The 24,716-nt window shown below is 38.4% G+C and carries 17 protein-coding genes, 1 tRNA gene and 3 pseudogenes; 12 read left to right on the forward strand and 9 right to left on the reverse strand.

Annotated features, from left to right (window positions below):
- Positions 1-70: 70 nt before the first annotated feature.
- The 5 genes from EZY12_11640 to EZY12_11660 form a co-directional block, all read right to left on the reverse strand.
- Entirely contained in the window at positions 71-730 is a 660-nt protein-coding gene (locus EZY12_11640) for a hypothetical protein (GenBank protein ID QSX70157.1), read from the reverse strand.
- Complete coding sequence (locus tag EZY12_11645) at positions 712-1,851, reverse strand: L-histidine N(alpha)-methyltransferase (protein QSX70158.1); 1,140 nt, start codon at positions 1,849-1,851, stop codon at positions 712-714. Before EZY12_11645 ends, EZY12_11640 begins: the two co-directional genes overlap by 19 nt.
- Positions 1,852-2,139: 288 nt before the next feature.
- A complete protein-coding gene (locus EZY12_11650; GenBank protein QSX70159.1) occupies positions 2,140-2,913 on the reverse strand; it encodes a peptidase in 774 nt (257 codons plus the stop codon).
- A gap of 12 nt (positions 2,914-2,925) precedes the next feature.
- The gene (gene secG / locus EZY12_11655) at positions 2,926-3,159 is read right to left on the reverse strand and encodes a preprotein translocase subunit SecG (protein ID QSX70160.1); all 234 of its coding nucleotides are present in this window, start codon (positions 3,157-3,159) and stop codon (positions 2,926-2,928) included.
- 89 nt (positions 3,160-3,248) lie between these two features.
- Positions 3,249-4,847: a 2,3-bisphosphoglycerate-independent phosphoglycerate mutase gene (locus EZY12_11660; protein ID QSX70161.1), complete on the reverse strand. Its 1,599-nt coding sequence runs from the start codon at positions 4,845-4,847 to the stop codon at positions 3,249-3,251.
- A 1,355-nt stretch (positions 4,848-6,202) separates the two neighbouring features.
- Here EZY12_11660 and EZY12_11665 point away from each other — a divergent pair.
- The 5 genes and pseudogenes from EZY12_11665 to EZY12_11685 all read left to right on the forward strand — a co-directional run bounded on the left by EZY12_11665 (position 6,203) and on the right by EZY12_11685 (position 12,358).
- A complete protein-coding gene (locus EZY12_11665) occupies positions 6,203-8,305 on the forward strand; it encodes a hypothetical protein (GenBank protein ID QSX70162.1) in 2,103 nt (700 codons plus the stop codon).
- A 257-nt stretch (positions 8,306-8,562) separates the two neighbouring features.
- A pseudogene (locus EZY12_11670) lies at positions 8,563-8,841 on the forward strand (Red carotenoid-binding protein).
- Positions 8,842-9,417: 576 nt separating this feature from the next.
- Positions 9,418-9,594, forward strand: a pseudogene (locus EZY12_11675) (DUF4347 domain-containing protein).
- 219 nt (positions 9,595-9,813) lie between these two features.
- Complete coding sequence (locus tag EZY12_11680) at positions 9,814-11,892, forward strand: right-handed parallel beta-helix repeat-containing protein (protein ID QSX70163.1); 2,079 nt, start codon at positions 9,814-9,816, stop codon at positions 11,890-11,892.
- A 223-nt stretch (positions 11,893-12,115) separates the two neighbouring features.
- Positions 12,116-12,358, forward strand: a pseudogene (locus tag EZY12_11685) (transposase).
- A gap of 463 nt (positions 12,359-12,821) precedes the next feature.
- Here EZY12_11685 and EZY12_11690 read toward each other — a convergent pair.
- Positions 12,822-12,893 (reverse strand) — tRNA-Lys (locus EZY12_11690).
- A gap of 50 nt (positions 12,894-12,943) precedes the next feature.
- Positions 12,944-14,341 (reverse strand): HAMP domain-containing histidine kinase, encoded by a 1,398-nt coding sequence (locus EZY12_11695; protein ID QSX70637.1) that lies wholly within the window; start codon positions 14,339-14,341, stop codon positions 12,944-12,946.
- 543 nt (positions 14,342-14,884) lie between these two features.
- On the opposite strand from EZY12_11695, the gene EZY12_11700 reads away from it, so the two are divergent.
- The 7 genes from EZY12_11700 (at position 14,885) to EZY12_11730 (ending at position 21,965) form a co-directional block, all read left to right on the forward strand.
- Positions 14,885-16,294: an aspartate ammonia-lyase gene (locus EZY12_11700; GenBank protein QSX70164.1), complete on the forward strand. Its 1,410-nt coding sequence runs from the start codon at positions 14,885-14,887 to the stop codon at positions 16,292-16,294.
- Positions 16,295-16,366: 72 nt separating this feature from the next.
- Positions 16,367-16,816 carry a DUF29 domain-containing protein gene (locus tag EZY12_11705; protein ID QSX70165.1) on the forward strand — a complete coding sequence of 150 codons (450 nt, stop codon included), beginning with the start codon at positions 16,367-16,369 and terminating at the stop codon, positions 16,814-16,816.
- A 149-nt stretch (positions 16,817-16,965) separates the two neighbouring features.
- The gene (locus tag EZY12_11710; GenBank protein QSX70166.1) at positions 16,966-18,354 is read left to right on the forward strand and encodes a nicotinate phosphoribosyltransferase; all 1,389 of its coding nucleotides are present in this window, start codon (positions 16,966-16,968) and stop codon (positions 18,352-18,354) included.
- Between the two features lie 86 nt (positions 18,355-18,440).
- Positions 18,441-19,031: a nicotinate-nucleotide adenylyltransferase gene (locus EZY12_11715; protein QSX70167.1), complete on the forward strand. Its 591-nt coding sequence runs from the start codon at positions 18,441-18,443 to the stop codon at positions 19,029-19,031.
- Positions 19,001-19,747, forward strand: a complete 747-nt coding sequence (locus EZY12_11720; GenBank protein ID QSX70168.1) for an NUDIX hydrolase — start codon at positions 19,001-19,003, stop codon at positions 19,745-19,747. The genes EZY12_11715 and EZY12_11720 overlap by 31 nt, the downstream gene beginning before the upstream one ends.
- An 81-nt stretch (positions 19,748-19,828) precedes the next feature.
- Complete coding sequence (locus EZY12_11725) at positions 19,829-20,191, forward strand: four helix bundle protein (GenBank protein QSX70169.1); 363 nt, start codon at positions 19,829-19,831, stop codon at positions 20,189-20,191.
- A 79-nt stretch (positions 20,192-20,270) separates the two neighbouring features.
- Positions 20,271-21,965, forward strand: a complete 1,695-nt coding sequence (locus tag EZY12_11730) for an NAD+ synthase (GenBank protein QSX70170.1) — start codon at positions 20,271-20,273, stop codon at positions 21,963-21,965.
- A gap of 683 nt (positions 21,966-22,648) precedes the next feature.
- Here EZY12_11730 and EZY12_11735 read toward each other — a convergent pair.
- The gene (locus EZY12_11735; GenBank protein QSX70171.1) at positions 22,649-23,803 is read right to left on the reverse strand and encodes a beta-ketoacyl-ACP synthase; all 1,155 of its coding nucleotides are present in this window, start codon (positions 23,801-23,803) and stop codon (positions 22,649-22,651) included.
- A 113-nt stretch (positions 23,804-23,916) separates the two neighbouring features.
- Positions 23,917-24,693 carry a peptidylprolyl isomerase gene (locus tag EZY12_11740; protein ID QSX70638.1) on the reverse strand — a complete coding sequence of 259 codons (777 nt, stop codon included), beginning with the start codon at positions 24,691-24,693 and terminating at the stop codon, positions 23,917-23,919.
- Positions 24,694-24,716 lie beyond the last annotated feature (23 nt).

Genomic DNA, 24,716 nt, shown 5'->3' on the forward strand with positions numbered 1-24,716 from the left:
CGACGAGGAAGAACTGCCCCTTTCGCATAAGCGCAATCAATCAAGCTAAGTCAGCAAATAATGAAAAAAGCTATTTAATGTGTAAGTTATAGACATTTAGGGCTTCACTACCTCTAATGCCTTTTGGATATTTTGATTTTAAAACTGTTGCTATATGATGATTTAAAGTCCCAGCATCATTAAACTCTTTTGATTCCTGTAGTGCCTCATATAATGAGCGGATCTCTTGTAGTGACAGATTCGTGAATGTGCGTAATTCGGTAATGTCTAATCTATGGTTGAACTCATTCACAGTATGCCGCCATTGATGTAGAAGCGAAAACAAGTCACTATCTTTGCGTTCTGCAAAAACACCAGATGCGATCGCTGTTTCATTGACTGATATAATTAGTCGTGGAAAGACTAGAGGTTGCCCCAAAATATGTGAATTTGATGTGAATCGCGCATCAGATAAAATTGCCTCATTTGCTATGCACTCATTCAGTAAGGCTTGCAGCAATGCAGTCTTCTTTTCGTAAGCTGATACCCACCGTTCGCCAACAATACCTGTAATTGTTGCCAATGCTCCGAGAGCCGATAGTAGTGCATCAAAATCTGGTTTTTTAGTCAACCAGACAATGGCTAAAATAAATCCAAGAAACAGAGGGAAAAAAGTGGCAAATGTGACTAAGTTTTTCATACTGACATCATCTGTTATTCGTCTAAATGCTTCTAGCGTTTTGGTGTCCATACAGTCACCAGTGGAGTTCCTGAAATGCCAGGGGTAACTCCCGATGACTCAGGAGCAAGCAGAATTAAATCTATACCAAATCTACTCTGAGAACGTGCTTCAAAAGGTGTGTGTAGTCTATCAACAATTATTAGGTTGCTATCTGATATGCTTTTCTTGATACCATCTGAGGTATACTTCCTAGTCAGCAATAAACGAATAGTATCTTGAGGTTCAAAATTCATAACTGAGCGGTCAGGTAACATAACGTCAATTTTTTTGCCAGTTGAATTTTGATATAGGACTTTTATCAGAATTGCTTTATTTGTTTCAATAGAACCTTGAAATAAAATACTATTCAAGTCAATGTTTAAATCAGTGTTTTGAAACAAAGCACTTGTAACAAACTCTTTGAATAACCTAGTTTTTGCATATTCTTTCGCTGCTGTTTGTGCCGCTTCCTCGTTTAAGTCTTCAGTGGTTGCTACTTCTATAAGAAGTCTATCTTTAGGTCGCATTAGTTTAGAAAGAAGTTGCAGTAATTCTGTGTCTTGTTGGAAATTAGCTAATGTATTTCCAAGTAAAGAAAACAGAACAGGATTATCATTGGGAATTTGGTCAAACAGTTCGCGTAAATGTCCAATATTTCTCTCAATTGAGAAGTCAATTTGAATTGTTATTACATCATTCTTCAATTGCAATCTTTCTGTTGCCTTTTGAACACCGAATCTTAACATCTCCGAACTCATATCAATTGGAAAATAGAGTAGGTCAGGATTTGTGTTGAGTAAAATACTCAAAATATGCTGGTCTTTTTCTCCTGTACCTACACCTAAACTAACGTAATGATATTGTTTATCTTTTATGTTGTTAGCATGAATTTGTTGCCATTGAGAGTTAAAAAATTTTATGCTCTCTTTCATGACAAAATAGAAATTATCTTTACAAGCATGATCCCAAGCAATAGCTGAACCTACACTCCAATAGGCAAAACCAGATAATATCTCTTTACCATCACCTGTAGTCGAAAATTCCCCTCTCAATCCCTGGGTGAGTTCTGCCAGTTTATTAGATTGATCTTCTCCTATCAAGCAGAGATTCCATCCTTTTCCTGAAGTCTCTAATGCAAAATTTATACCCATTTCGAGCCTCGCTTGTTAAGCAATTTATCTGAATTAATCCTCTACTTATGTATAACAAATACCACATGGTATTTGTTATTGTCAATCAAATATTATGTCTGCCGTACTATAGAGTAGTTTAAGTAGGTGAACACAATAAAACCAAACTGTGTAAAGAAATGTAAAATCGCTGAAAACTTCTTTACTCTTGCCTCTTGCCTAGTGCTATGACGACAATTTTCAACGCCAACCTACTTAATTTGCTTATTCAGTGTTCAGTTTCTGTTTGACATTCTTGTTTTCAGGAAATCAATCCTTCCCCAAAACAAACCAACCCAAACTCGTAGATTGTTCATAAACCTTCTTCAAAGTATTGACATCACGCACAGAAATAAACGGTGGTTTACGAACTTGGGAAAAATACATAGTGTCAGTTTCGAGAAGACTATGACCCCAAATTCCCAAAGCATGGCCAAGTTCATGACGGGCTGCTGATAATACATAATCACCAGTTTGACTAGGACTCAACAGAATTGTAAACCGGTGAGATAAAATATTATTTTCAGTATATAAATCATAAGTAGTTAAAGCCGAACGCGCCCGCAGTATTTTACCATTAGGTTCACGTTGCAAAGCCGGTGCTTTTCGGGAGATTGTAATATCAGCAATAGCGGATTTTTCTACTACCTGTAAAGGTAAATAAATATTCCATTCTTGAACAGCTTGGAAAACACTATTCACCCATATTTGTGATTGCTTTTCATTAATATTTGTTGGTGTTTCTATCTTCACTTTCACTGGAAAATTTGACCAAATTAAATAACCAACTTTCGTAGGTTTGATTTGATCAAAATAATCACCACTATTTATTTTATCTTGCCACTGAGCCAGAGTCGGTGGTAAAGGATGATGTTTTTGGAGAATAGGTAGAGAATTTGATAATTGAATCTTTCTTTCCTGTTCCCCAACAACAGCATTAACTGAAAAGTTAGCGAAAATAACTAGCAGTCCTGTACTTATCACTAAAGTCAGAACTGCTATTAATCGGCGCTGAAATCGTTGATTTTGGGTAATTTTTCCCATGTTCAGTTTCAATTATTTGGGTAACCAATTAGCACTTAAAACTACAGTTAAACCCATAAAAACCACAACTAATGCCCAAGTAACTCGATTTAAAGTATTTTCGGCACTTTTGGTACTACTAAATAATTGTGCCTGTCCACCGATAGCACCAATGCCATCACCTTTAGGACTATGTAGTAAAACGAGGATAATCAAACCTAGAGCGGAAAACGCCCAAATGCCTTGGATGATGTTACTAATTGCCATATTTAGAAATGTTGTTGATAAGAAATTTGAAATTAATTAATCAATTTTGTAGGGGTTTAGCAATGCTAAACCCCTACCATTTTACGATTTTACAAGCCTAGTTGTACAGGAGTACGAGTTAGTTGTAAATCATATTCTGCGGCTGTAAGTAATGATTGCCCGGTCATTTCTTGGGGTTGGGATATTTGTAATATATCCAGAATTGTGGGGGCAATATCGGCTAATTTGCCATCATTTCTTAATTCCACATTTGTTCCATATCCGGGTATTTTGGCTTTTTCGCCTTCTACCAAAATTAAAGGAACTGGGTTAGTAGTATGCGCTGTCCAAGGATGACCGTTTTCATCCAGCATATACTCAGCATTGCCATGATCAGCAGTAATAATTGCTGTACCACCAGCTTTACCAATAGTATCAATGAGACGACCTAAACAGCGATCTACAGCTTCAACGGCTGTGACTGTCGCTGGAATTTGCCCTGTATGCCCTACCATGTCTGGGTTAGCATAGTTCATCACTACTAGGGAGTAAATGCCCTTTCTAATGGCAGCGATCGCCACATCTGTTACAGCTTGTGCTGACATCGCCGGGGCTTGATCATAAGTTGCCACCATGGGACTACTGACTAATTCCCGGTCTTCTCCCTCACAAGGGTCTTCTAGTCCCCCATTAAAGAAGTAGGTGACATGAGCATATTTTTCAGTTTCGGCCGTTCTAAATTGCTTTAAACCACGATTAGCGATAACTTCACCCAGAATATTGCTCAGATTTTGAGGTGCAAAAGCCACCGAAACTGGCAATTCTGGATCATACTGGGTAAAAGTTACAAAAGAAAGCGGCTGAATTGGCTGTCTTTCAAAACCGTTAAAAGTTTTACTGACAAAAGCCTGAGTTAATTCTCTGGCCCGGTCGGGACGGAAGTTAAAAAATATCACTCCATCTCCCGATTCTACCGCACCAGGTTGAAGACGGACAGGGAGAACAAACTCATCAGTAATACCTTCAGCGTAGGATGCTTGCAATACCTCTACGGCGGTAAGTCCATTGCCATCACTATCTGTTGTCATCACATCGTAGGCACGTTGGACTCGATCCCAACGGTTATCACGATCCATTGCATAATAGCGACCGCTGATGGTCGTGATTTCACCAATGCCAGTTTTATCCATGTAGTCTGCCAACTGCTGGATGACGTTAATAGCATCTGTCGGTTTGGTGTCACGGCCATCAGTAATGGCGTGGATACAAACTTGTGAAAGTTGCTGTGCCTTGGCTAAGTCAAGGAGTCCAAATAGATGGGTAATATGGGAATGTACCCCGCCATCAGAACAAAGCCCCACTAGATGTAACTTGCCATTAGCTGAACGCACTTCTTGGCAAATTTTGACAAGGGCTGGGTTTGCGGCTAAAGAACCGTCTTCTACAGCATCTGATATCCGTACCAGTTCTTGGGGTACGACTCGACCAGCGCCAATGTTCAAATGACCAACTTCCGAGTTGCCCATTTGTCCTTCTGGTAACCCTACGGCTTTTCCTGATGTGCGAATGAGGGTGTGGGGATAAGCTGCCCATAAACTGTCCATGATTGGCGTTTTGGCAGCGGTAATGGCGTTTCCTCGGGTTTCCTCACAGTAGCCCCATCCGTCTAGAATGACTAGCACCACAGGAGCAACAGGTGCTTTGGTCATAGTAAAATTGCCCTTTACTTTTTGTAATAGTTGTAAAAAATATAGACAAATATCTTTTACTTTGAAAGTGTTACCAATACTGGAGAAACTACAATCCCCTTTATCCCATCAGATTTCATCATTAGGGATTACTTTTATGGTTTTTTGCATTTTATTCTCTGATTGATTATCTCGATCTGATGTGATTTACTTTTTAGTTCCTATAGATTCGGATTGTTTACCGACTTCGCACCCCAAAAGGACTCTCACCCAACATTCAGATGTCTTCGACTCTTGAGAATATAGTTTTATTTTACAATACTATTGCCAAAATAAGAGCCTTGATAATTTTTGGCAAAAACGGCAAAAATAAGCATATATAAGCGTTTCGACGAAAAGGTAATTTAGAATCTAAAACCCTTATCTACCCCGTCAATACATTTAAAAAATCCTTGTCGGAAACCTTTAAGGAATTTTTAAGGCTGATTGTTTTTGCCAAGCAAGAGTGAGAAACGGGAGTTCATGGTTAAAGCATTATCATCTCACCTTCGTAATTTGGCTAAGGTATTGATTTTATAGGCAATTTACCATGAATGACAATGTCTATAAAATTACTAGAATTTTACCAATAATTTTCATATATTTGTCTATATTCGGCAATGCCTGTCTATAAAATCAGAGAAATTTACCAATACCATTGCTAACTGACTCTGGAGGTTAATTTCTGCTTATCTAAGGGCAGTTAATAGTCAGCAGTCACCTAGTATGTTAATTTTGTGTGTTTTGGAGCGATTTCCTGGGAAATTATTGGTGTTACCGTAGTTTACACCGAAAGCATCTGTTCCAGGCACTTTCTCATAAAAATATGCGACACATTTTGTGCATGAAGTCTTATGGGATAAGGGATTCAGAATTAACACACTAGCAGTCACCTGTCAGGTTTTTAAAACTTTTGTCTGACAGATATTTCAGTAGGGTTGGCAATGCTCACTTTACACTTTTTATTTCGAGCAAAGACGCAAATAAGAGTTTACAGGATTAATTTCAGGAAGCGTTTATGCTTAATAAGTTTAATTCATTACTATATCATACCTGTTGAATCATATTTGAATTTAGTTATTACAAGTTAATTCAAATAAAATTTTGTCAATACACAACTAATAAATAACCAGACTTGTCCAATCGAGAAATAAAATTGCGGCTCAATCTGTGTAAAAAAAGTTGCTAAAAACACTTGCATTTTAAAAAAAACTATGAAATACTTTGAATGTACGATAACTCGACTGAGAAACCGGACTTTAACTTGATTAGTATCAATAATTTCCCATTTAAAGCGATTTCGTACAGAAATTTTAACAGTTCATCATGAGGTACGTATGCCTAATTTAACATTGAAAGGTTCCTATGACACGGCTGGTGCTGCTTACCGTACTCAACAGGTAGGCAACTTACTCTACGTAGCTGATTGGGATAAAGGATTAGTAATCCTTGATGTCACTAATCCCATCGCACCAACTCCAGTTGGCAGTTATGATACTCCTGGCAATGCGAGGGGTATCCAGATAGTCGGAAACTTAGCTTACATATCTGATCAGGATTCAGGACTACAAATCATCAATGTCAGTAATCCTGCTACTCCCACCCTAGTTGGCAGTTATAATACTCCTGGCAATGCCTATCGCGTCCAAGTAGTAGGCAACCTTGCTTATGTGGCTGATGACACTTCAGGACTCCTAATCCTCAATGTCAGCAATCCTGCTACTCCCACCCTAGTTGGCAGTTATGATACTCCTGGTGCTGCGAGAACTGTCTTGATCTCTGGCAATCTTGCTTATGTAGCAGATGATACATCAGGATTACAAATCATCAATATCAGCAATCCTGCCGCACCTACTCTAGTTGGCAGTTATGATACTCCTGGTAATGCGAATAGTCTCCAGATAGTAGGCAACTTGGCGTATTTAACTGATCAGGGTTCAGGACTCCTAATTCTGGATATCAGCAATCCTGCTGCACTCACCCTAGTTGGCAGTTACGATACCCCTGGAACTGCTCGGAGTGTTCAGGTAGTAGGCAACTACGCCTACGTGACTGATAGCGCTTCAGGTGTGCAAGTTATTAACATCAGCGATCCCGCCGCTCCCACTTTGGTAGAAACTTATGATACTCCTGGTACTGCGAGGGGTATACAGGTAATAAACACATTAGCTTATGTATCTGATGATATTTCAGGGATACAAATTCTTGATGTGAGTCCCTTAGATAATTTAATCAGTACGACACTGCAACAAGATATCATTAATGGACAAGCTGGAGACGACACAATTACTGGTACATTAGGCAACTTACAACAAAATGACACCATCAACGGTGGCATTGGTACAGATACTCTTGTCATCACAGGTGTGAATGCTGACGACAGTATCGCCATAGATGCTAATAACAGCACTAGTCAAGTTTTAGATATAGCAGGTACATCTGTACTTGGATTTGAACGCTTTGATTTAAGTGGGTTTGCTGGTACTTTTAGCTTTAACGGTACTGCGGCTAATGATTGGGTTAAAGGTGGGACAGGAAACGATGATATTGCCACTGGAGACGGTAATGATTACCTGGACGGAGGATTAGGTGCAGACTTATTAATCGGCGGTACAGGCAATGATACCTATGTAGTAGATAATGTTGGAGATATTGTTGCGGAAGGTCTAAATCGGGGAATTGATACTGTTGAATCTTCCATCACTTGGACATTAAAAGTCAATCTGGAAAACTTAACCTTAACTGGCACGACTGCTATTGATGGTACAGGTAATCAACTGAATAATACTATTAAAGGTAATAGTGCTAATAATATCCTCAACGGTGGAAAAGGCGCAGATACCCTGATTGGTGGTTTAGGTAACGATTCCTACTATGTAGATAACGCGGGAGATAGCATTACTGAAAATTTAGGAGAAGGCACAGACAGTGTTTTCAGTATTATCAACTACACATTAAGTAACAACGTAGAAAACCTGACCTTGCAAGGAACAACTGCCATTAATGGTACTGGTAACATCTTAGATAACACCATTACTGGTAACGCTGCCGCTAATATTCTCACAGGTGGTGCAGGTGTAGATACTCTCATTGGTAATGCTGGTGCAGATACTTTTATTGGTGGTCTCGGTAACGATCAACTCTATTTGGGTTTAAAAGATAAGGCCATAGATATAGTTAATTATGCCTCTGGAGATGGTGCAGATACCATTTATGAGTTTGTGCGTGGTGTCGGTGGTGATAAAATCCAGTTTACAGGTATTGCCAATATTGATGTGGTAAAATCTGGAACAAGTACACAACTTCGCGTTAGTGATGGTATTGGTGGTAATTCTGGTTTTGGCACAGGTGATATCTTAGCCACTTTATCAGGTACAACTGGGTTTACTAAATCTGACTTCAATGTGAATCTGTTTGGTGCTAATTTCTTGCTTGTTTAGTTAATTGGTTAAAGTGAAAAACATCTAATTTGCATAATCGCATTCAGCATAACTCTTGTGGGGTGGGCATCTGGTTCCCCCAGCTTATGCAACTTAGAGAACTCCATAGAATGATTAATCCTGTTTTAATATCATTCTCCTAAAGCTTGTTGCCACAAAAGTAGGGGTAATTCATGAATTACCCCTACGCTATTGGATATCAAAGCGCTGCTGTAAGCAGTTCATGTTTTTATGGAGTTTTTTTAAATTAGCTTATATTCCAAAAGCCCATTGTTGGCCGGGAAGCGATCGCTAAATATATGCGCGAAGAAGCACAAGAACTCAACATGATGCCACAACAAGGTATCTGTGAAGTTCAACCAGACGGTTCTAAGCAACTGAAAATCACATAAGTAGTGCAAAATCCTTGGTTTGGTGTTACCGTCGGCATGAATATTTCTTGGCGGTTTTTAATCAATCCCGACGGAAAAATCTTCTTTGTAGCGATTGATATGCTGGACTCTCTTCAAAAACTTATGAATCTGCGTCGAGTTTAAGAGAACTCCACAAAAAAGATGAACTGCTTGCAGCAGCGCCTCGCTATCCAATTTTGTGGGATGGGCATCTGGTCCCTCCCTGTATTATTAGGGGACTTTTCGGCCCGCACCACAAGAAATTTTGGATATTTCTTTAATTGGAAGTCTCTAATAGACATATTATGATGTAGAAACGTTTCATGGAACCTCTCTACAAGGGTTTCGGGTTACGCATATTTAATTTTCACTCCTATGTTTAATCAAATTAAGAGGCTGTCAGCAATTAAGTTTGCATAAACATAAAACTATTTCTACAGGGTCGCAATAATAAGGTGAAAGCTATTGACACCGACTGAAAAACTTGTTATCATAAAATGGACGAGGAAGAACTATCGCTATCGCATAATCACAACCAATCTCTTCTCTTTGCGTTTCTGTGTGAGATAAACTCAATCCTGCCCAAAACTCGTAGATTGTTCATAAACTTTAAACCTCTTACCTGATAAAGATTTCAATAGGGTGAGTAATACTAAATTTAAACTTTATGCATCAGCATAAGGAAACTACACTCTGTTATCAAGTGCAAAAACCAAAACTATCTTAAACAACTCTTTTTCAAGTCAAACCACCACAGTTGTCTTCATTGATGCTTCGGTTTCCGACTACAAAACCCTACAAACAGGAGTTGTCAAAGGTGGAGAAACAATCATCCTTTCCCCAAATAGAGACGGTATTGAGGAAATTACAGACTTTTTACAACAGCATCCCCAAATAAGGTGATTTCCAGAATAAAAATTACCACACAACATGATTTCATCGGAGGAGAGAACTGCTGTTCGCTCTCCTAATCGGTAAAATTATTTTGAGAAATCGCCTTGGTAACGGGAAACTTATCAAGCAACAAAATCGTCAAAACAGATGATTTCCGTGAACTGTATGCTTAATTTTACATCATTTTTGAGGACTAGATACTAAGTGTATAGTAGTATAAAATTGCAATCTCTATGGCATTTCTGCATTGGGCTGATACTTGTTATTTGCTGCACTACATTAGGAGTAAATGCCAGTTCGACACCACTAAATTTATACGTTTCTCCTCTAGGAAACGATAGCTGGTCAGGTAATATTGCAGCAGCTAACCCAGAGAAGACCGATGGACCATTCCATACACTTGAGCGTGTGCGCGATCAAATCCGTACTCTGAAAAAGGCAGGTAAATTCCCTAACTCTGGTGTTATTATTAACCTGCGTGAAGGAATTTATGAACGGAAGGTACCCTTTATTCTGAATGCAGAAGATAGTGGCACAAAGGAGTCGCCCATTGTTTACCGTCCATACTTAAATGAGCAAGTTCGCTTATCTGGGGGAAAGGAAATTCAGGGTTTCTACCCTGTTAATGATGAGAGTATCCTGAAGCGGATGCCATCTGTGTCCCGTGGCAAGATCCTGCAAGTTGATTTGAAAGCACAGGGGATTACTGATTACGGACAACTCTCGCCACGCGGCTTCGGGAGACCCGATCATCTTTCTCCCTTGGAACTGTTTTTTGCAGACCAACCCATGCAGATAGCACGCTGGCCTAACCAGGGTTATCTAAAAATCGCAGATGTGCCTGCGGGAAAGGATGGTGGTAAGTTCAGTTATGAAGGTGATCGCCCTCAGCGATGGAATAATGCACGTGATATTTGGTTACATGGTTATTGGACTCGGGATTGGGCGGACTCCTATGCAAAAGTCAAGTTGATTGACACACAGACTCACGAAATTTCTACTGAGCCGCCCCACGGAGTCTATGGTTACACAAAAGGCCAGCGTTATTACGTCCTCAACCTCCTAGAAGAATTGGACACCCCTGGTGAATACTATTTGGATAGTCAAACTGGCATCCTCTATTTTTGGCCACCTTCGCCAATGGAAAACAACCGGGCTATTGTTTCTATGATGAAAGAGCCACTGGTTTCCCTAAATGGTGCATCTTATATTACCCTGAGTGGTCTGATATTTGAAGATTCCAGAGGTGCAGGCATTAGGGTAGTTAAGGGGGAGAACGTCTTGGTTGCAGGCTGTCAAATTCGTAACTTTGGTACTAATGGGGTAGAGATTAAGGGAGGAATCCGGCACGGTGTCATTAGCAACGATGTATATAATATTGGTGAAACGGGTATAGTGTTGAATGGAGGCGATCGCAAAACCCTGACACCAGCAAAGCACTATGCTATCAATAATCACATCCATAATTATGCTAGATGGGTAAAGACGTACCGAGCAGGCATTTCTATTCAAGGTGTTGGTAATCTGATCTCACATAATTTAATTCATGACGCGCCTCACAATGCTATCCTTCTTAGCGGTAACAATCATATCATTGAGTTCAACAATATCCACCACGTTTGCTTAGAAACTGGTGATGCTGGAGCATTTTATATGGGTCGAGACTACACCCAGCAAGGGAACATCATCCGCTATAACTATTTCCACAACCTGTCCGGAATTCAAAAGCAAAAAGGTTTTACAGAAGTTATGGCAGTGTACCTTGACGACGGTGCTAGTGGGACAACAATCTATGGTAACCTATTCTATAAAGTACAGCGGGGCGTGTTAATCGGTGGCGGACGTGATAACACAGTCGAAAACAACATCTTTGTTAAAAATAAGGTTTCAGTATCTGTAGATGCCCGTGTTTTAGGTTGGGCAAAAGTCGGTGCTGCTCGCGGAGGTAATTGGAGAATGGTGGAAAAGCTTGAAGATATGAACTATAAACATCCGCCCTACAGCACCCGCTACCCTCAATTGGTCAAAATTCTAGAAGATGAATATGGCGTTCCCAAAGGAAACAAAATTATAAATAACGTCTATTTTGGTGACGGATGGTTAAAGTTGGAGAACAAACTGACTGATAAAACTATTACTATCGAGGGAAATTTAATTAAGAATGATGTGAGCTTTGTGATACCAAATGATAATCTCTTGCAACTAAAGTCTGACTCAACTGCTTACAAGTTTGGCTTTAAGAGCCTCCCAATCAATAAAATCGGGCTATACAAGGATAAGTATCGTAAAGCTGTTTTCTAACTCCTTAAAAAATGGGCGAACCGGGATGCTGAGAAGTTGCTCATCCCGATGTCGGATATTAAAGCCTGTTCACAATCAAGACTGATAGATATTAAGGTCAAGGACAAAGTTAAGCCAGTGATAGGAAAGTTAAAGGATAAAGTTTTGACAGTTTCTAGTTTTCAAGGAAATATTATTTGGTGTAAGGGTGAGGGACGCGGTGCGACACCTAGTGAATTTTACATTGAAAGATCGAATCTCTCAACTGTGTGAACAATCCGGTATCAAGTTTATTGAAACTGAAGAATCCTATACTTCAAAAACATCGTTCCTAGACCATGATTTTCTACCTATATTTGGCGCAAAACCCGAAGGGTGGAAATCTAGCGGAACTAGAGTAAATCGCGGTTTGTTTCGTTCTCAAGATGGTACAAAAATCAATGCAGATTGCAACGGTCCAGCCAATATTTTCAGAAAAGTAGCGGTAAAGCTGCTAAAGCCATCAGACAGGTACACTGATTTAGTAGCATCCGCGTCCTATGCGGCTTGTGTGGCTACTTGTTTTGCAAATATAGCGATCGCCTATTTACTGTTAATGGTGTAAGTGTGATCAAGTCTGCTTTTTTGATTACTATGTCAGTGGCAGTCTGGGTGGCCTTTGGTCTGAGCAATTCCGTGTTTCCTAATTTAATTAATTAACTAGTAAATAAGTACCAGCTAATATAATACATCAAGAATTTAATGAGTAGCAAAAAAAATAGCGATCGCGTTTCCAGAAATAAAGGATATCGCTCATCAAAAATATTGATTAGAAACGAATATGGTTTTAATTAAATTTAGTCAGAGCTTTAGCTGTATTTCCTAGGAAAATCAAGCTTTTTGGATAGGGGTATTTCCTGATTTTAGGCAAGATTTAGTCAGGGGCAAAAAACCAAAACGCTGAAACCTAATGGGTGAGGAGGGAATCGAACCCGCAACCAATTGATTAAGAGTCAACTGCTCTACCGTTGAGCTACTCACCCGTTGATAAAGCCATAATATCAGACTTTTGACTTTGGCGCTAGTGGTGCAGTTAAAAAACTGGAAATAGTGGAAATTGCATGATAAATGCAATTTGACTCTTAGTGCTTACAACATGAATTAGTCCATTTAAACGTTGTACCATTGTTTTTACCAAAGCCAATTCTAAGCCAGTGTTCTGTGCTTGCCAAGATGAATGTTTGGGAATGCGGTAAAATGGCTGGAACACTTGTGATAATTCATGGTGAGGAATCTCCACACCAGAAATACTAACTTCTAATTCTACTGTGTCTGCATTCAGATCAGCGGTAACTGTAATGGATTTACCTGCGGGAGCGCATTGACAAGCTTGGTTGAGTAACAAGGTAATAATTTTTTCTAAATCAGTAATATCTGTGGAGAAAGGGGGAATTTCTGGAGAGATATCCAGGTGTAACTGTTGTTGCTGACAATTGGTAACATCTCGAAAAGATTCAACAATGGGAAATAACCAATTTGAAAAATCAATAGTAATTAAAGTAGGCGGTTCAGGATGGTTTTGGAGATATGTAAAGCTAAGAAGATCGTTAAGTAATTTATTTTCTCGTCCACATTCATAATTCAGAATTTGTAATAGCTGGGATACTATTTCTCTATCTAAACTTCCGGCTGGTGTCATGAGACTTTCTAAGGTTTGTACAGCTAGACTAATATTAGTAATAGGTGTGCGTAATTCTTGGGAAAGATGTCTGATAAATTCGTTTTTATGATGTTCTCTTTTTTCTATTTCCTTAATCTGGGATTTGGTTTTTGCATATAGTCGAGATTGACGAATTGCGATCGCACATTTATTAGCTATTTGTTGTAAAAAGGCTATTTCTAATTCTCCAAATTTAGCTTCTGTGTGGCGAATTAGCCAAATATTGCCGAAAATACCTTGATGATCAAAAATCGGACAAGCCAGTTGACTCATAAGCTGTAAATTAGCATAATGTCCTGGCAAAATTTCTATAGATTGCCAAATTTGTTTTTGCAACAGAGACTGATAAATTTGGGGAAAGTCAGCAATTGCTGTTATTAAGCCTTGAAAATGGGGTAGATTAGAACTGTATTCATAAGTAACTGTAGTGGCAGTTAGGCAGGGATTATAAAATTCAATTTGACACCGATTCAGTGATAACAAATCAACTAATTCCTGAGTAACAATTGTTAATATTTTCCGATCATCTAGACTATCTCGGATTTGTTCAGTTATATGTTGCAATAACCCTTGAAATTTCTGAATTTGTTGGATCTTTTCAGTATGTTCCTGTCTTTCCAACTCTAATTGGATTTGTAAATATTCTACCTGCTGTTGTAATTGTGATACTGATATATCCACACCCAATTGCATAGATACTTCCTCAATAAATATTGCTGAAGACGGCAATTGCGTCCATTTGGAGATGGATTTAACTTGATTTAGATTCATGCAAGAATTTGGGAAATAATGGATAGTTGATAATTTCGGAAGAGGTAAGTGGAAAGAATACTTACTCATGACTGATCTTTCCATCTGCCTATTACCTATTTCCTAACTAGGAAATGACATGAGTATGGAAAAGTATACCAAATATTGTGTATTGCTGATAACAACCCTTGTGACGGTTTGTAAACAGGTACGTTAAGTTACAGCTAATTCTATGACATTAGGACTTACGCACTGTACAAATCAATCATGATATGCTTTCACCAAAATACCTTATTTCCGGCTGCAAGGAATTGTATTTTTGCGGATAAATTAACCGTGGCGTAAGGGTTTAGCAATGCTCATTGGTGTCGGCTTAAGTAAGGGCGTATTGCAATACGCCCCTACCTGAATTATTTGCGGGATGTAGGTTTTAATAGCGTCTGTCTCTATTATGGTAGGTGGAAAATATAGTAGTGAAAATTAAACATACGTGATATAAAACCCTTGTAGTAGAGACGTGACCTGGAACGTCTCTACATTTTATCCCCTATTCCCGATTTCCTTATGACTAACAATACAGATTTTCGCATTGAAAAAGACTCAATGGGCGATCGCCAAATAGCTAACAACGTTTATTATGGTATTCAAACTCAAAGGGCTATCGAAAATTTCCCCATTAGCGGCATCAAACCTTTACCTACTTATGTAGATGCTTGTTTATATATTAAAAAAGCTACCGCTATTGTGAACGGAGAATTAGATTGTATTCCCGCAGATATTAGTAAAGCGATTATTCAAGCCACTGATGAAATCCTAGCAGGTGAATTGCGTGATCAGTTTGTTGTTGATGTTTATCAAGCTGGTGCGGGAACTTCCCACCACATGAATATTAACGAAGTTTTAGCAAATCGGGCTTTGGAAATTCTCGGTAATCAAAAAGGTAATTACAAACTCGTTAGTCCTAATGATCATGTAAACTACGGACAGTCTACCAACGATGTCATCCCTACCGCTATCCGCATTGGTGGGTTATTGGCACTTTCTCGCACCTTGCATCCCGCTTTAGACCAGGCAATTTTGGCTTTAGAAGCCAAAGCCACAGAATTTCAAGATATCGTCAAATCTGGCAGAACCCACCTCCAAGACGCTGTACCAGTGCGATTAGGTGATAATTTCGGGGCTTGGGCGCAAATTCTCTCAGAACACCAAAACCGTCTTTATATTGCTTCCGGGGATTTAATGGTATTGGGTTTAGGTGGTAGTGCGGCGGGAACAGGTATGAATACTCACCCTGAATATCGGCAAAGAGTTGTAGATATCCTCTCGCAATTATTAGAATTTCCTCTAGAACCTGCACCCCATTTAATGGCTGCTATGCAAAGTATGGGGGCTTTTGTGAATGTTTCCGGGGCTTTGCGGAACTTGGCACAGGATTTAGTCAAAATATCCCACGATTTGCGCTTAATGGATTCTGGACCGAAAACCGGATTGAAGGAAATTCAACTTCCTCCTGTACAACCTGGTTCTTCAATTATGCCTGGAAAATATAATCCTGTGATGGCAGAAATGACATCAATGGTATGTTTTCAGGTAATGGGATATGATAATGCGATCGCTTTTGCTGCCCAAGCTGGACAATTAGAATTAAATGTGATGATGCCCCTGATTGCCTATAATTTAATTCACAGTATTGAGATTTTAGGTAATACCATTTCTGCCTTAACTACAAGCTGTATTCAAGGAATTACTGCCAACAAAGAACGTTGTTTGGCTTATGCTGAAGGCAGTTTAGCATTAGTCACCGCTTTAAATACCCACATTGGTTATTTAAATGCTGCGGCTGTGGCTAAAGAATCTTTAGAAACAGGTAAATCTCTCCGGCAAATAGTTTTAGAAAAAGGTTTCATGACAGAAGCACAATTAGCAACTGTACTTGATTTAGAACAAATGAGTGCAATTGTGCCTTTAACATAAATACAAGATTCCCGACTTCTTGAAGAAGTTGGGGATATGATAGAATTTAAATACTCTCACTAGGTCAGAGTCATGAAAACCATTACCGACTTAAAACAACTCTATGAAATTGATGATTCTCAATGGCTAGAAGAAACAGTGAACTTGCTGAAAAATCACCAATTTAAAGAACTAGATTTGGAGAATTTAATTGAGGAGTTAGAAGATTTGGGAAAAGAAAAGAAAAATGCTGTAGTCAGTCTTCTAGAACAAATTATTCGGTATTTATTACTATGGCAATATTGGACAAGTGAATCTGAAAATAATTCAGTTCACTGGCAAGGAGAAATTTATACTTTTAGAACTCAATTAAATCGAAAAATTACAACTAATCTTCGTAATTATTTAGATTCAGAATTAGATTCTATCTATAAAGATGCGTTAGTGTTTATAAAAATCAACACTCAAAATTCTGTCAATTTTCCCTCAGAATGTCCGTACTCACTGGCACAACTGCTTGATATTCAATGGTTATACCATTAAGAAATGTAAATTAATTGTAAAAACCAGCTTAATTCCTTTGTGAATATAGGCTTTGTGGGAATTTTTCATTACTTATTAGCTAAGGCTTGACATTATTTATGGTGAATACTACCATAAATGAAGAGACATTCTTGGTAGGGGAATTTCCAATGACAACTTTCCCAGATATAGACAATAAGAGGAAAAGCTATGAAAATCCTGAACTAAATCTTAGTTCTGAGGATTATAGCTTGCTAACAGATCTTTATCAGCTAACAATGGCAGCTTGTTATGTTGGTGAAGGGATAGAACAAAAACAAGCCAGCTTTGAATTGTTTGTGAGGCGCTTACCTGATGGTTTTGGCTATTTAATAGCAATGGGTTTAGCGCAAGCTTTGGAATATTTGACTAAATTTCGGTTTAATGATTCGCAAATTGCCGCTTTGCAGTCAACAGGCATTTTTACCCATGCCAATGAGCGTTTTTGGCAACTTTTGCGAAAAGGTTGTTTTACAGGAGATGTGTGGGCAGTTGCCGAAGGAACAGCGGTATTTGCTAATGAACCTATGCTAAGGGTAGAAGCACCTTTATGGCAAGCGCAAATAGTAGAAACATATCTTTTAAATACTCTCAATTATCAAACTTTAATTGCCACTAAAGCCGCAAGATTACGGGATATAGCGGGAGAAAAAGCCACACTTTTAGAATTTGGTACGAGAAGGGCTTTTAGTCCCCAAGCCTCTTTATGGGCGGCGCGGGCGGCTTTGGCAGGTGGTTTAGATGCCACTTCCAATGTGTTAGCTGCGCTACAGCTAGGACAAAAACCGAGTGGTACAATGGCACACGCTTTAGTCATGGCTTTATCAGCTTTAGAAGGGAGTGAAGAACAGGCTTTGACGACATTTCATCAATATTTTCCCGATGCACCATTATTAATTGATACTTATGATCCGGTGGCTGCGGCGGAGAAATTAGCAGAAAAGGTTAATTCTGGCAACTTAGAATTATCGGGAGTGCGGTTAGATTCTGGGGATTTAGTTAGTTTATCAAAACAAGTGCGATCGCTATTACCTAATATCTCAATTTTCGCTAGTGGAGATTTAGATGAATGGGAAATTAGCCGACTGAAAAAAGAAGGTGCAGAAATTGATGGTTATGGATTAGGCACAAAATTAGTTACAGGTTCACCAGTAAATGGCGTTTATAAACTTGTAGATATTGATGGTATTCCTGTAATGAAAGAATCAATTGGTAAATTCACTTATCCGGGTAAAAAACAAATTTTTCGTTCCTTTATAGATGGTAAAATATATAAAGATAGATTAGGCTTAATCGCCGAAAAATCAGAACATGAAAAACCTTTATTACAGTTAGTAATGAAAGAGGGTAAACAATTACAAGCACCAAAAACTTTAACAATAATTCGTCAAAGAACTGCGGCTTCAGTTGCTAGTTTACCAGAACAAACACGCAGATTAGAAAATCCTACTTCTGTTAAAATCGAAATCTCAGAACCATTACAGAAATTGACAGAAAAAACCAAACGAAGAGATAAATAATATAATTTTCTTACCTCTGTGAACTCTGTGCCTCTGTGGTTCGTTTAAATTAATCTAGAAATTCTCAGCAAGCAGCATCAAAAATCATGAAAATAGCCTTATTTGGGACAAGTGCAGATCCTCCAACTGCTGGACATTTGATAATTCTTAAATGGTTATCTGAACATTATGATTGGGTAGCTGTTTGGGCTGCGGATAATCCTCTCAAATCCCAACAAACGCCTTTAGATCATCGGGCAGCCATGTTAGAGTTGTTAATTAAAGATATCAATGTTTCTAGACAAAATATTGCTTTAGAACAAGATTTAAGTAGTTGGAAAACTATAGAAACCGTAGCCAAAGCAAAATTGCGCTGGGGTGAAAATATTGAATATACTTTAGTAATTGGTGCTGATTTAGTCAATCAATTACCTCGCTGGTATCATGTTCAAGATTTATTACAACAAGTGCAATTATTGGTAATTCCCAGACCAGGATATATTATAGATGATTCCAGTTTAGACAAAGTTAAACAAATAGGAGGAAAAATTGCCATTGCTAATTTAATTGGATTAAATGTTTCCTCTACCGCTTTTCGTGAACAAGGAGATATTAATAATCTCACACCTCCTGTCATTGCCTATATTCATCAACAGCATTTGTACGAATGCCAATACGTAACCCCAAAAAGATTTTGAACCCTATAAATCAACAACCTTTAGCTGACTTTAAAGTTGGTGTTGATAATGTGATTTTTTCTGTAGATACTGCCCAAAATAGGCTGTTAGTTCTCTTAGTCATGCGACAACAAGAACCATTTGCAAATTCTTGGAGTCTTCCTGGTACTTTAGTTCGTCAAGGAGAATCCTTAGAAAATGCAGCTTATCGGATTATGGCTGAGAAAATAAAGGTAAATAATCTTTATTTAGAACAACTTTATACTTTTGGTGGTCCTAACCGTGACCCCAGAGAAGAAATTGATAGTTATGGAGTCCGTTATTTATCAGTTAGTTATTTTGCCTTAGTCAGATTTGAAGAAGCAGAATTAATTGCTGATAAAGTTGCGGGTATTGCTTGGTATCCTGTCAAACAATTACCACAATTAGCATTTGACCACAATGAGATTATTACCTATGGACATGGAAGATTAAAAAACAAATTAGAATATAGTCCCGTAGCTTTTGAAGTCTTGCCAGAAACTTTTACTTTAAACGATTTGTATCAACTATACACTACAGTTTTAGGTGAAAATTTTGCAGATTATTCCAATTTTCGAGCGCGGTTACTCAAATTAGGTTTTTTATCTGATACGGGAATTAAAGTATCAAAAGGTGCAGGTCGTCCTGCGAGTTTGTATAGGTTTGATAAGGAAGCATTTGCACCATTTAAAGATAAGCCGTTGGTGTTTATTTAATGAAGGCAAGAGGCAAAAGGCAAGAGGCAAAGGGCAAGAGTAATTTAAGATATCATATTACTTTAAAAGAGGAAGTTTAAAATGGCAGAAATAAATGATTTTAAAGATTTATTTATTTGGCAAAAAGGTATGGATATAGCTGAAAAATGCTATTTACTAACTAAACACTTTCCTAAAGAAGAAATTTATGGCATGGTTCAACAAATTAGAAGATCATCTGTTTCTATTCCTGCTAATATTGCAGAGGGTTATGGAAGAAGATCATCTAGAGATTACGCAAGATTTTTAAATATAAGTCAAGGTTCAATAAATGAGTTAGAAACTCATCTTATTTTATCAGAAAGAATCGGGTTATGTACTTTGAATGAAATTGATTTGATTATTAAATTGCTTCACGAAGAAACTCGAATGATTATTGCTCTTATAAAAAAATTAGAGCTATAAACGATCTGATCTATTCCCTATTCCCTATTCCCTCTTGCCTCTTGCCTCTTGCCTCTTGCCTATTCCCTCTTCCCTAACTATGAAAATCGCTATCGCTCAAATTAATCCTATTATTGGTGATTTACCAGGAAATGCTCAAAAGATTCTGGAAATGTCACAACAAGCAGTATTAAAAGGTGTGCGTTTATTATTAACACCTGAATTATCTATTTGTGGTTATCCACCTAGAGATTTATTATTAAATCCTACTTTTGTAGAAGCAATGGATAAAACTTTGCAAAAGTTAGCTGAAGATTTACCAGCAAATTTAGCTGTATTGGTGGGAACTGTTGTGATAAATTCCCAAGCGCATATTACTGGAGGTAAAAATTTATTTAACAGTATTGCTTTATTAGAAAATGGAAAAATTCAGCAAATTTTTCACAAAAGGCTATTACCTACCTACGATGTCTTTGATGAAAAACGCTATTTTGAACCTGGACTAAAACCTAATTATTTTATATTAGATGATTTGAAGATTGGTGTGACAATTTGTGAAGATTCATGGAATGATGAGGAATTTTGGGGTAAACGGAGTTATGCGGTTAATCCTATTGCTGATTTAGCAAATTTAGGTGTAGATTTAATTGTGAATTTATCGGCTTCACCCTATACAGTTAGTAAACAATATCTGCGAGAAGCGATGTTAAAATATAGTGCAGTTAATTTTCAACAACCGATTATTTATACAAATCAAGTTGGCGGAAATGATGATTTAATTTTTGATGGTCGGAGTTTTGCTTTAAATAAACAAGGTGAAATTGTCTGTCGTGCTAAGGGTTTTATTTCTGATTTTCTGACTGTTGAATTTAATAGCAATAAACAAGATTTAGAATTAGGTGATATTTCCCCAGTTGATAAATCTGAAGAAGAGGAAATTTGGAATGCTTTGGTTTTGGGAGTTAAAGATTATGTCGGTAAATGTCGCTTTTCTAAAGTCTTGTTGGGGTTAAGTGGTGGAGTTGATTCGGCTTTAGTTGCGGCTATTGCTGCTGCTGCATTAGGTAAAGAAAATGTGATTGGTGTTTTAATGCCTTCTCCCTATAGTTCTGAACATTCTATTAGTGACGCTTTAGCATTAGCGGACAATTTAGATATTCAAACTCAGATGTTACCCATTGGGGAATTAATGCAAGGTTTTGATAATTCTCTGGGTGAGTTATTTACAGGAACAGAATTTGGTATTGCCGAGGAAAATCTGCAATCTCGGATTCGTGGTAATTTATTAATGGCAATTTCTAATAAATTTGGTTATCTGCTTTTATCTACTGGCAATAAATCAGAAGTTGCTGTTGGTTATTGCACTCTTTATGGGGATATGAATGGTGGTTTATCAGTCATTGCTGATGTTCCTAAAACCCGTGTTTATTCACTTTGTCAATGGTTAAATTCTTATCATCAACAAGAAATTATTCCCCAAAATATTCTTACCAAAGCACCTAGCGCGGAACTTAAACCTGGTCAAGTTGACCAAGATTCCTTACCAGCTTATGAAATTTTAGACGATATTCTCGACCGTTTAATTCATCAACATCAATCAACCGCAGAAATTATTATTGCAGGTCATGACCCAGCCATTGTTGATAGAGTATTACAATTATTATCGCGTGCGGAATTCAAACGCCGACAAGCCGCACCAGGATTAAAAATAACTGACCGTGCATTTGGAACTGGTTGGAGAATGCCTATTGCTAGTAGTTGGTTAGCATTAAGAGGGTGTTTGAAAAGTTTTTAATGTATAAACAAACCCCTCTTGTAAACCTCTCCCCGAAGCGGGGAGAGGCTTTGAAAACCCCCTTCCCTCGTAGGGAAGGGGGGCAGGGGGGTTAGGTTTTTGGAGATTATCGGTTTCATCTAATACTTTTAAAACATCCTCTAAGAGGATGTTTTAAAAGTTTTCAAGGTGTAAATTAACCCCTCTTGTAAACCTCTCCCCGAAGCGGGGAGAGGCTTTGAAACCCCCCTTCCCAGCCTTCGGCACGCTGCGCTAACGTAGGGAAGGGGGGCAGGCTGACAGGTGTAGGTTTTTAATATTCTCTGTAAAGGCAAGACCAGGAAGACAAGGAGGGATAGTAGACAAGGAAGATTTTATCCATAAAATACCCAATTTATGGTTTGTTTTATGACCAATCATCCATTTCTTGTCCGGTTTTCCTCCCTTGTCACCTTGTCTGCCTTGTCTTCCAAGTCCTGTCCTCACCCAATTGTAAAAAACCTACACCTGTCAGAGGGGGGCAGGGGGGTTAGGTTTTTGGAGATTATTGGTTTTATTTAATACTTTTCAAACACCCTCTAAAAAATAGTTCTTGTTGATCATTTCCTTGTCATACCAGTTCTATGTGAGGTTGCGCCAAATAAATGTAGAGCCGAGAATCCCTACCCAGGTCACGTCTCTACAAATAAAAATAAAGCGCATTTTTATCCAGAAATGGTATCACTTGTTCCTAAAGCTATAACAGCATTTTGTCCACCAAAACCAAAACTAAAACATAACCCTTGCTGAATTTTACTTGCTTGTGCTGATGTGATCAAGTTTAAATTGAACTCTGGTTGCTGTAGTCCCACACAAGGAGGTAAAATTCCCTGCTGTAATGCCATTAATGAAAAGGCTACACCTAAAGCTCCAGATGCTCCTAATGTATGACCTGTGCTACCTTTAGTGGAACTAATCGCTAATTTTGTCGGAAATAAGCTTTGGATAATTTTGCTTTCAATGCGGTCATTTAACTGAGTCGCTGTACCATGAGTATGAATGTAGTCTATGTCCGTGGGTGTGATCTGACTACGTTCTAAACATTGTTTAATTGCCATAATTGCACTTTTACCCGTTGGTTCTGGTGAATTTCCATGATATGCGTCCGCTGTTAGTCCAAAACCTAAAATTTCTCCATAAATCTTGGCTTGTCTTTGAGTTGCTAACTCCGCAGACTCAAGCATCAAGACAGCACCACCTTCACCTAATACCAACCCTTCCCGCTGCAAATCAAAGGGATAAGCCCCTGTTTTCGCTAAAGCCCCCATTTGCTGAAATCCGGCAATTGTCAGTGGGGTAATAGGTGCTTCTATTGCCCCTGCAATTACTCGTTGATATTGTCCAGATTTAATTAACATAGCAGCTTGAGCGATCGCCCAAATTCCCGTTGCACAAGCCGCCATTGGTGCTAAAACTGCCCCTGTTGCCCCAATTTGTTGTGCCACAGCGATCGCATTCATATTAGGTAAAGTATTTAACCAGTGATCTAAATTTACTCCGTTTTCTTGCCCATACATCTGTCGGGCCATCATCTCCCAAGATGCTTGATAACTCCGACTAGAACCAATAACTACAGCACAATCAGCCAATGGTGCTACTAATTGGGCATCCTCTAAAGCTGAGGTAACAACTATTTCCGTTAGTGTATTTAATAAAGAGGGTTTTTCAGCAATTAATCCCAGGGGAATCATTCCCAATTCAGGAAATAGTTGATGTAATTTAATCCCAGTTTTTCCTAATAGTAAATTTTGCCAACTAGTCTCTAAGCTTTTACCTAAAGCGGAAACTAGACCAATACCCGTAACAACAACCCTAACCAATTTTAGATTTTAGATTTTAGATTTTAGATTTTAGATTTCAAGGAAAAATTCACAAAAGTCAGTAGCCAGAATCCTTATAAAACTACTATTTGCAACTGACTACTGACTAATGACTACTGACCAGGTTGGAAATTTTCTGCACCTTTCGTAACTTTAGCAGACTCAATGCGATCGCCTTGCTGGATTTTGTTAACTACATCAAAACCTTTGGTAACATGACCAAACACAGCATAGTTACCATCCAAGAAGGATAAATCTGCTAAAGCAAAGTAAAATTGAGAAGAAGCAGAATCAGGGGATTGTGATCTGGCCATAGCGATCGCCCCTTGCTTATGCTGTAACTCAGGCTTCTCAGTAATTGTCTTACTGTAAATAGGCTGTGTTGCGCCTTTGGGCTTAATTTCTAAAGGTATACGGCGCTCACTTCCAGTTTTAGAATCAATATAACCACCTGTTCCCAGTCTATTTTCGGGGAATTTTGGATCTTTGCCTTGTGGATCTCCACCTTGAACTACAAAAGGTTGAGGATCACGGACAACGCGATGGAATACTAAACCGTCATAAACGCCTTTTTGTACCAAATCCACAAAATTACCAGCAGTAATTGGTGCATTTGTGCCATCTATTTCCATCTCAATTGGTGCGCCTTTAACGGTCATCACCACCGTAGCTTTACCTTCAAGACGTGGTAAACCTTTCAGACCAGGAACACTCTCACTAGTAGTTTCTGATACTGTTTTTGCGCTAGTAGTAGCACTGTTAGTTGTTGCTGAGGTAGCTGTTGCTGCTGGGGATGTACTAGAGGATGTTGTATTGCTTGTACATCCTCCCAAGGTCAAAGTACCAATCATCAACAGAACTACAAAAAATTGTGGAAATTTTAACCGCATTGTTAGTAACTGCATTAACCAAA

Origin of the sequence: Dolichospermum sp. DET69 (genome assembly GCA_017355425.1) — a bacterium.
In the GTDB taxonomy this organism is placed as follows: domain Bacteria; phylum Cyanobacteriota; class Cyanobacteriia; order Cyanobacteriales; family Nostocaceae; genus Dolichospermum.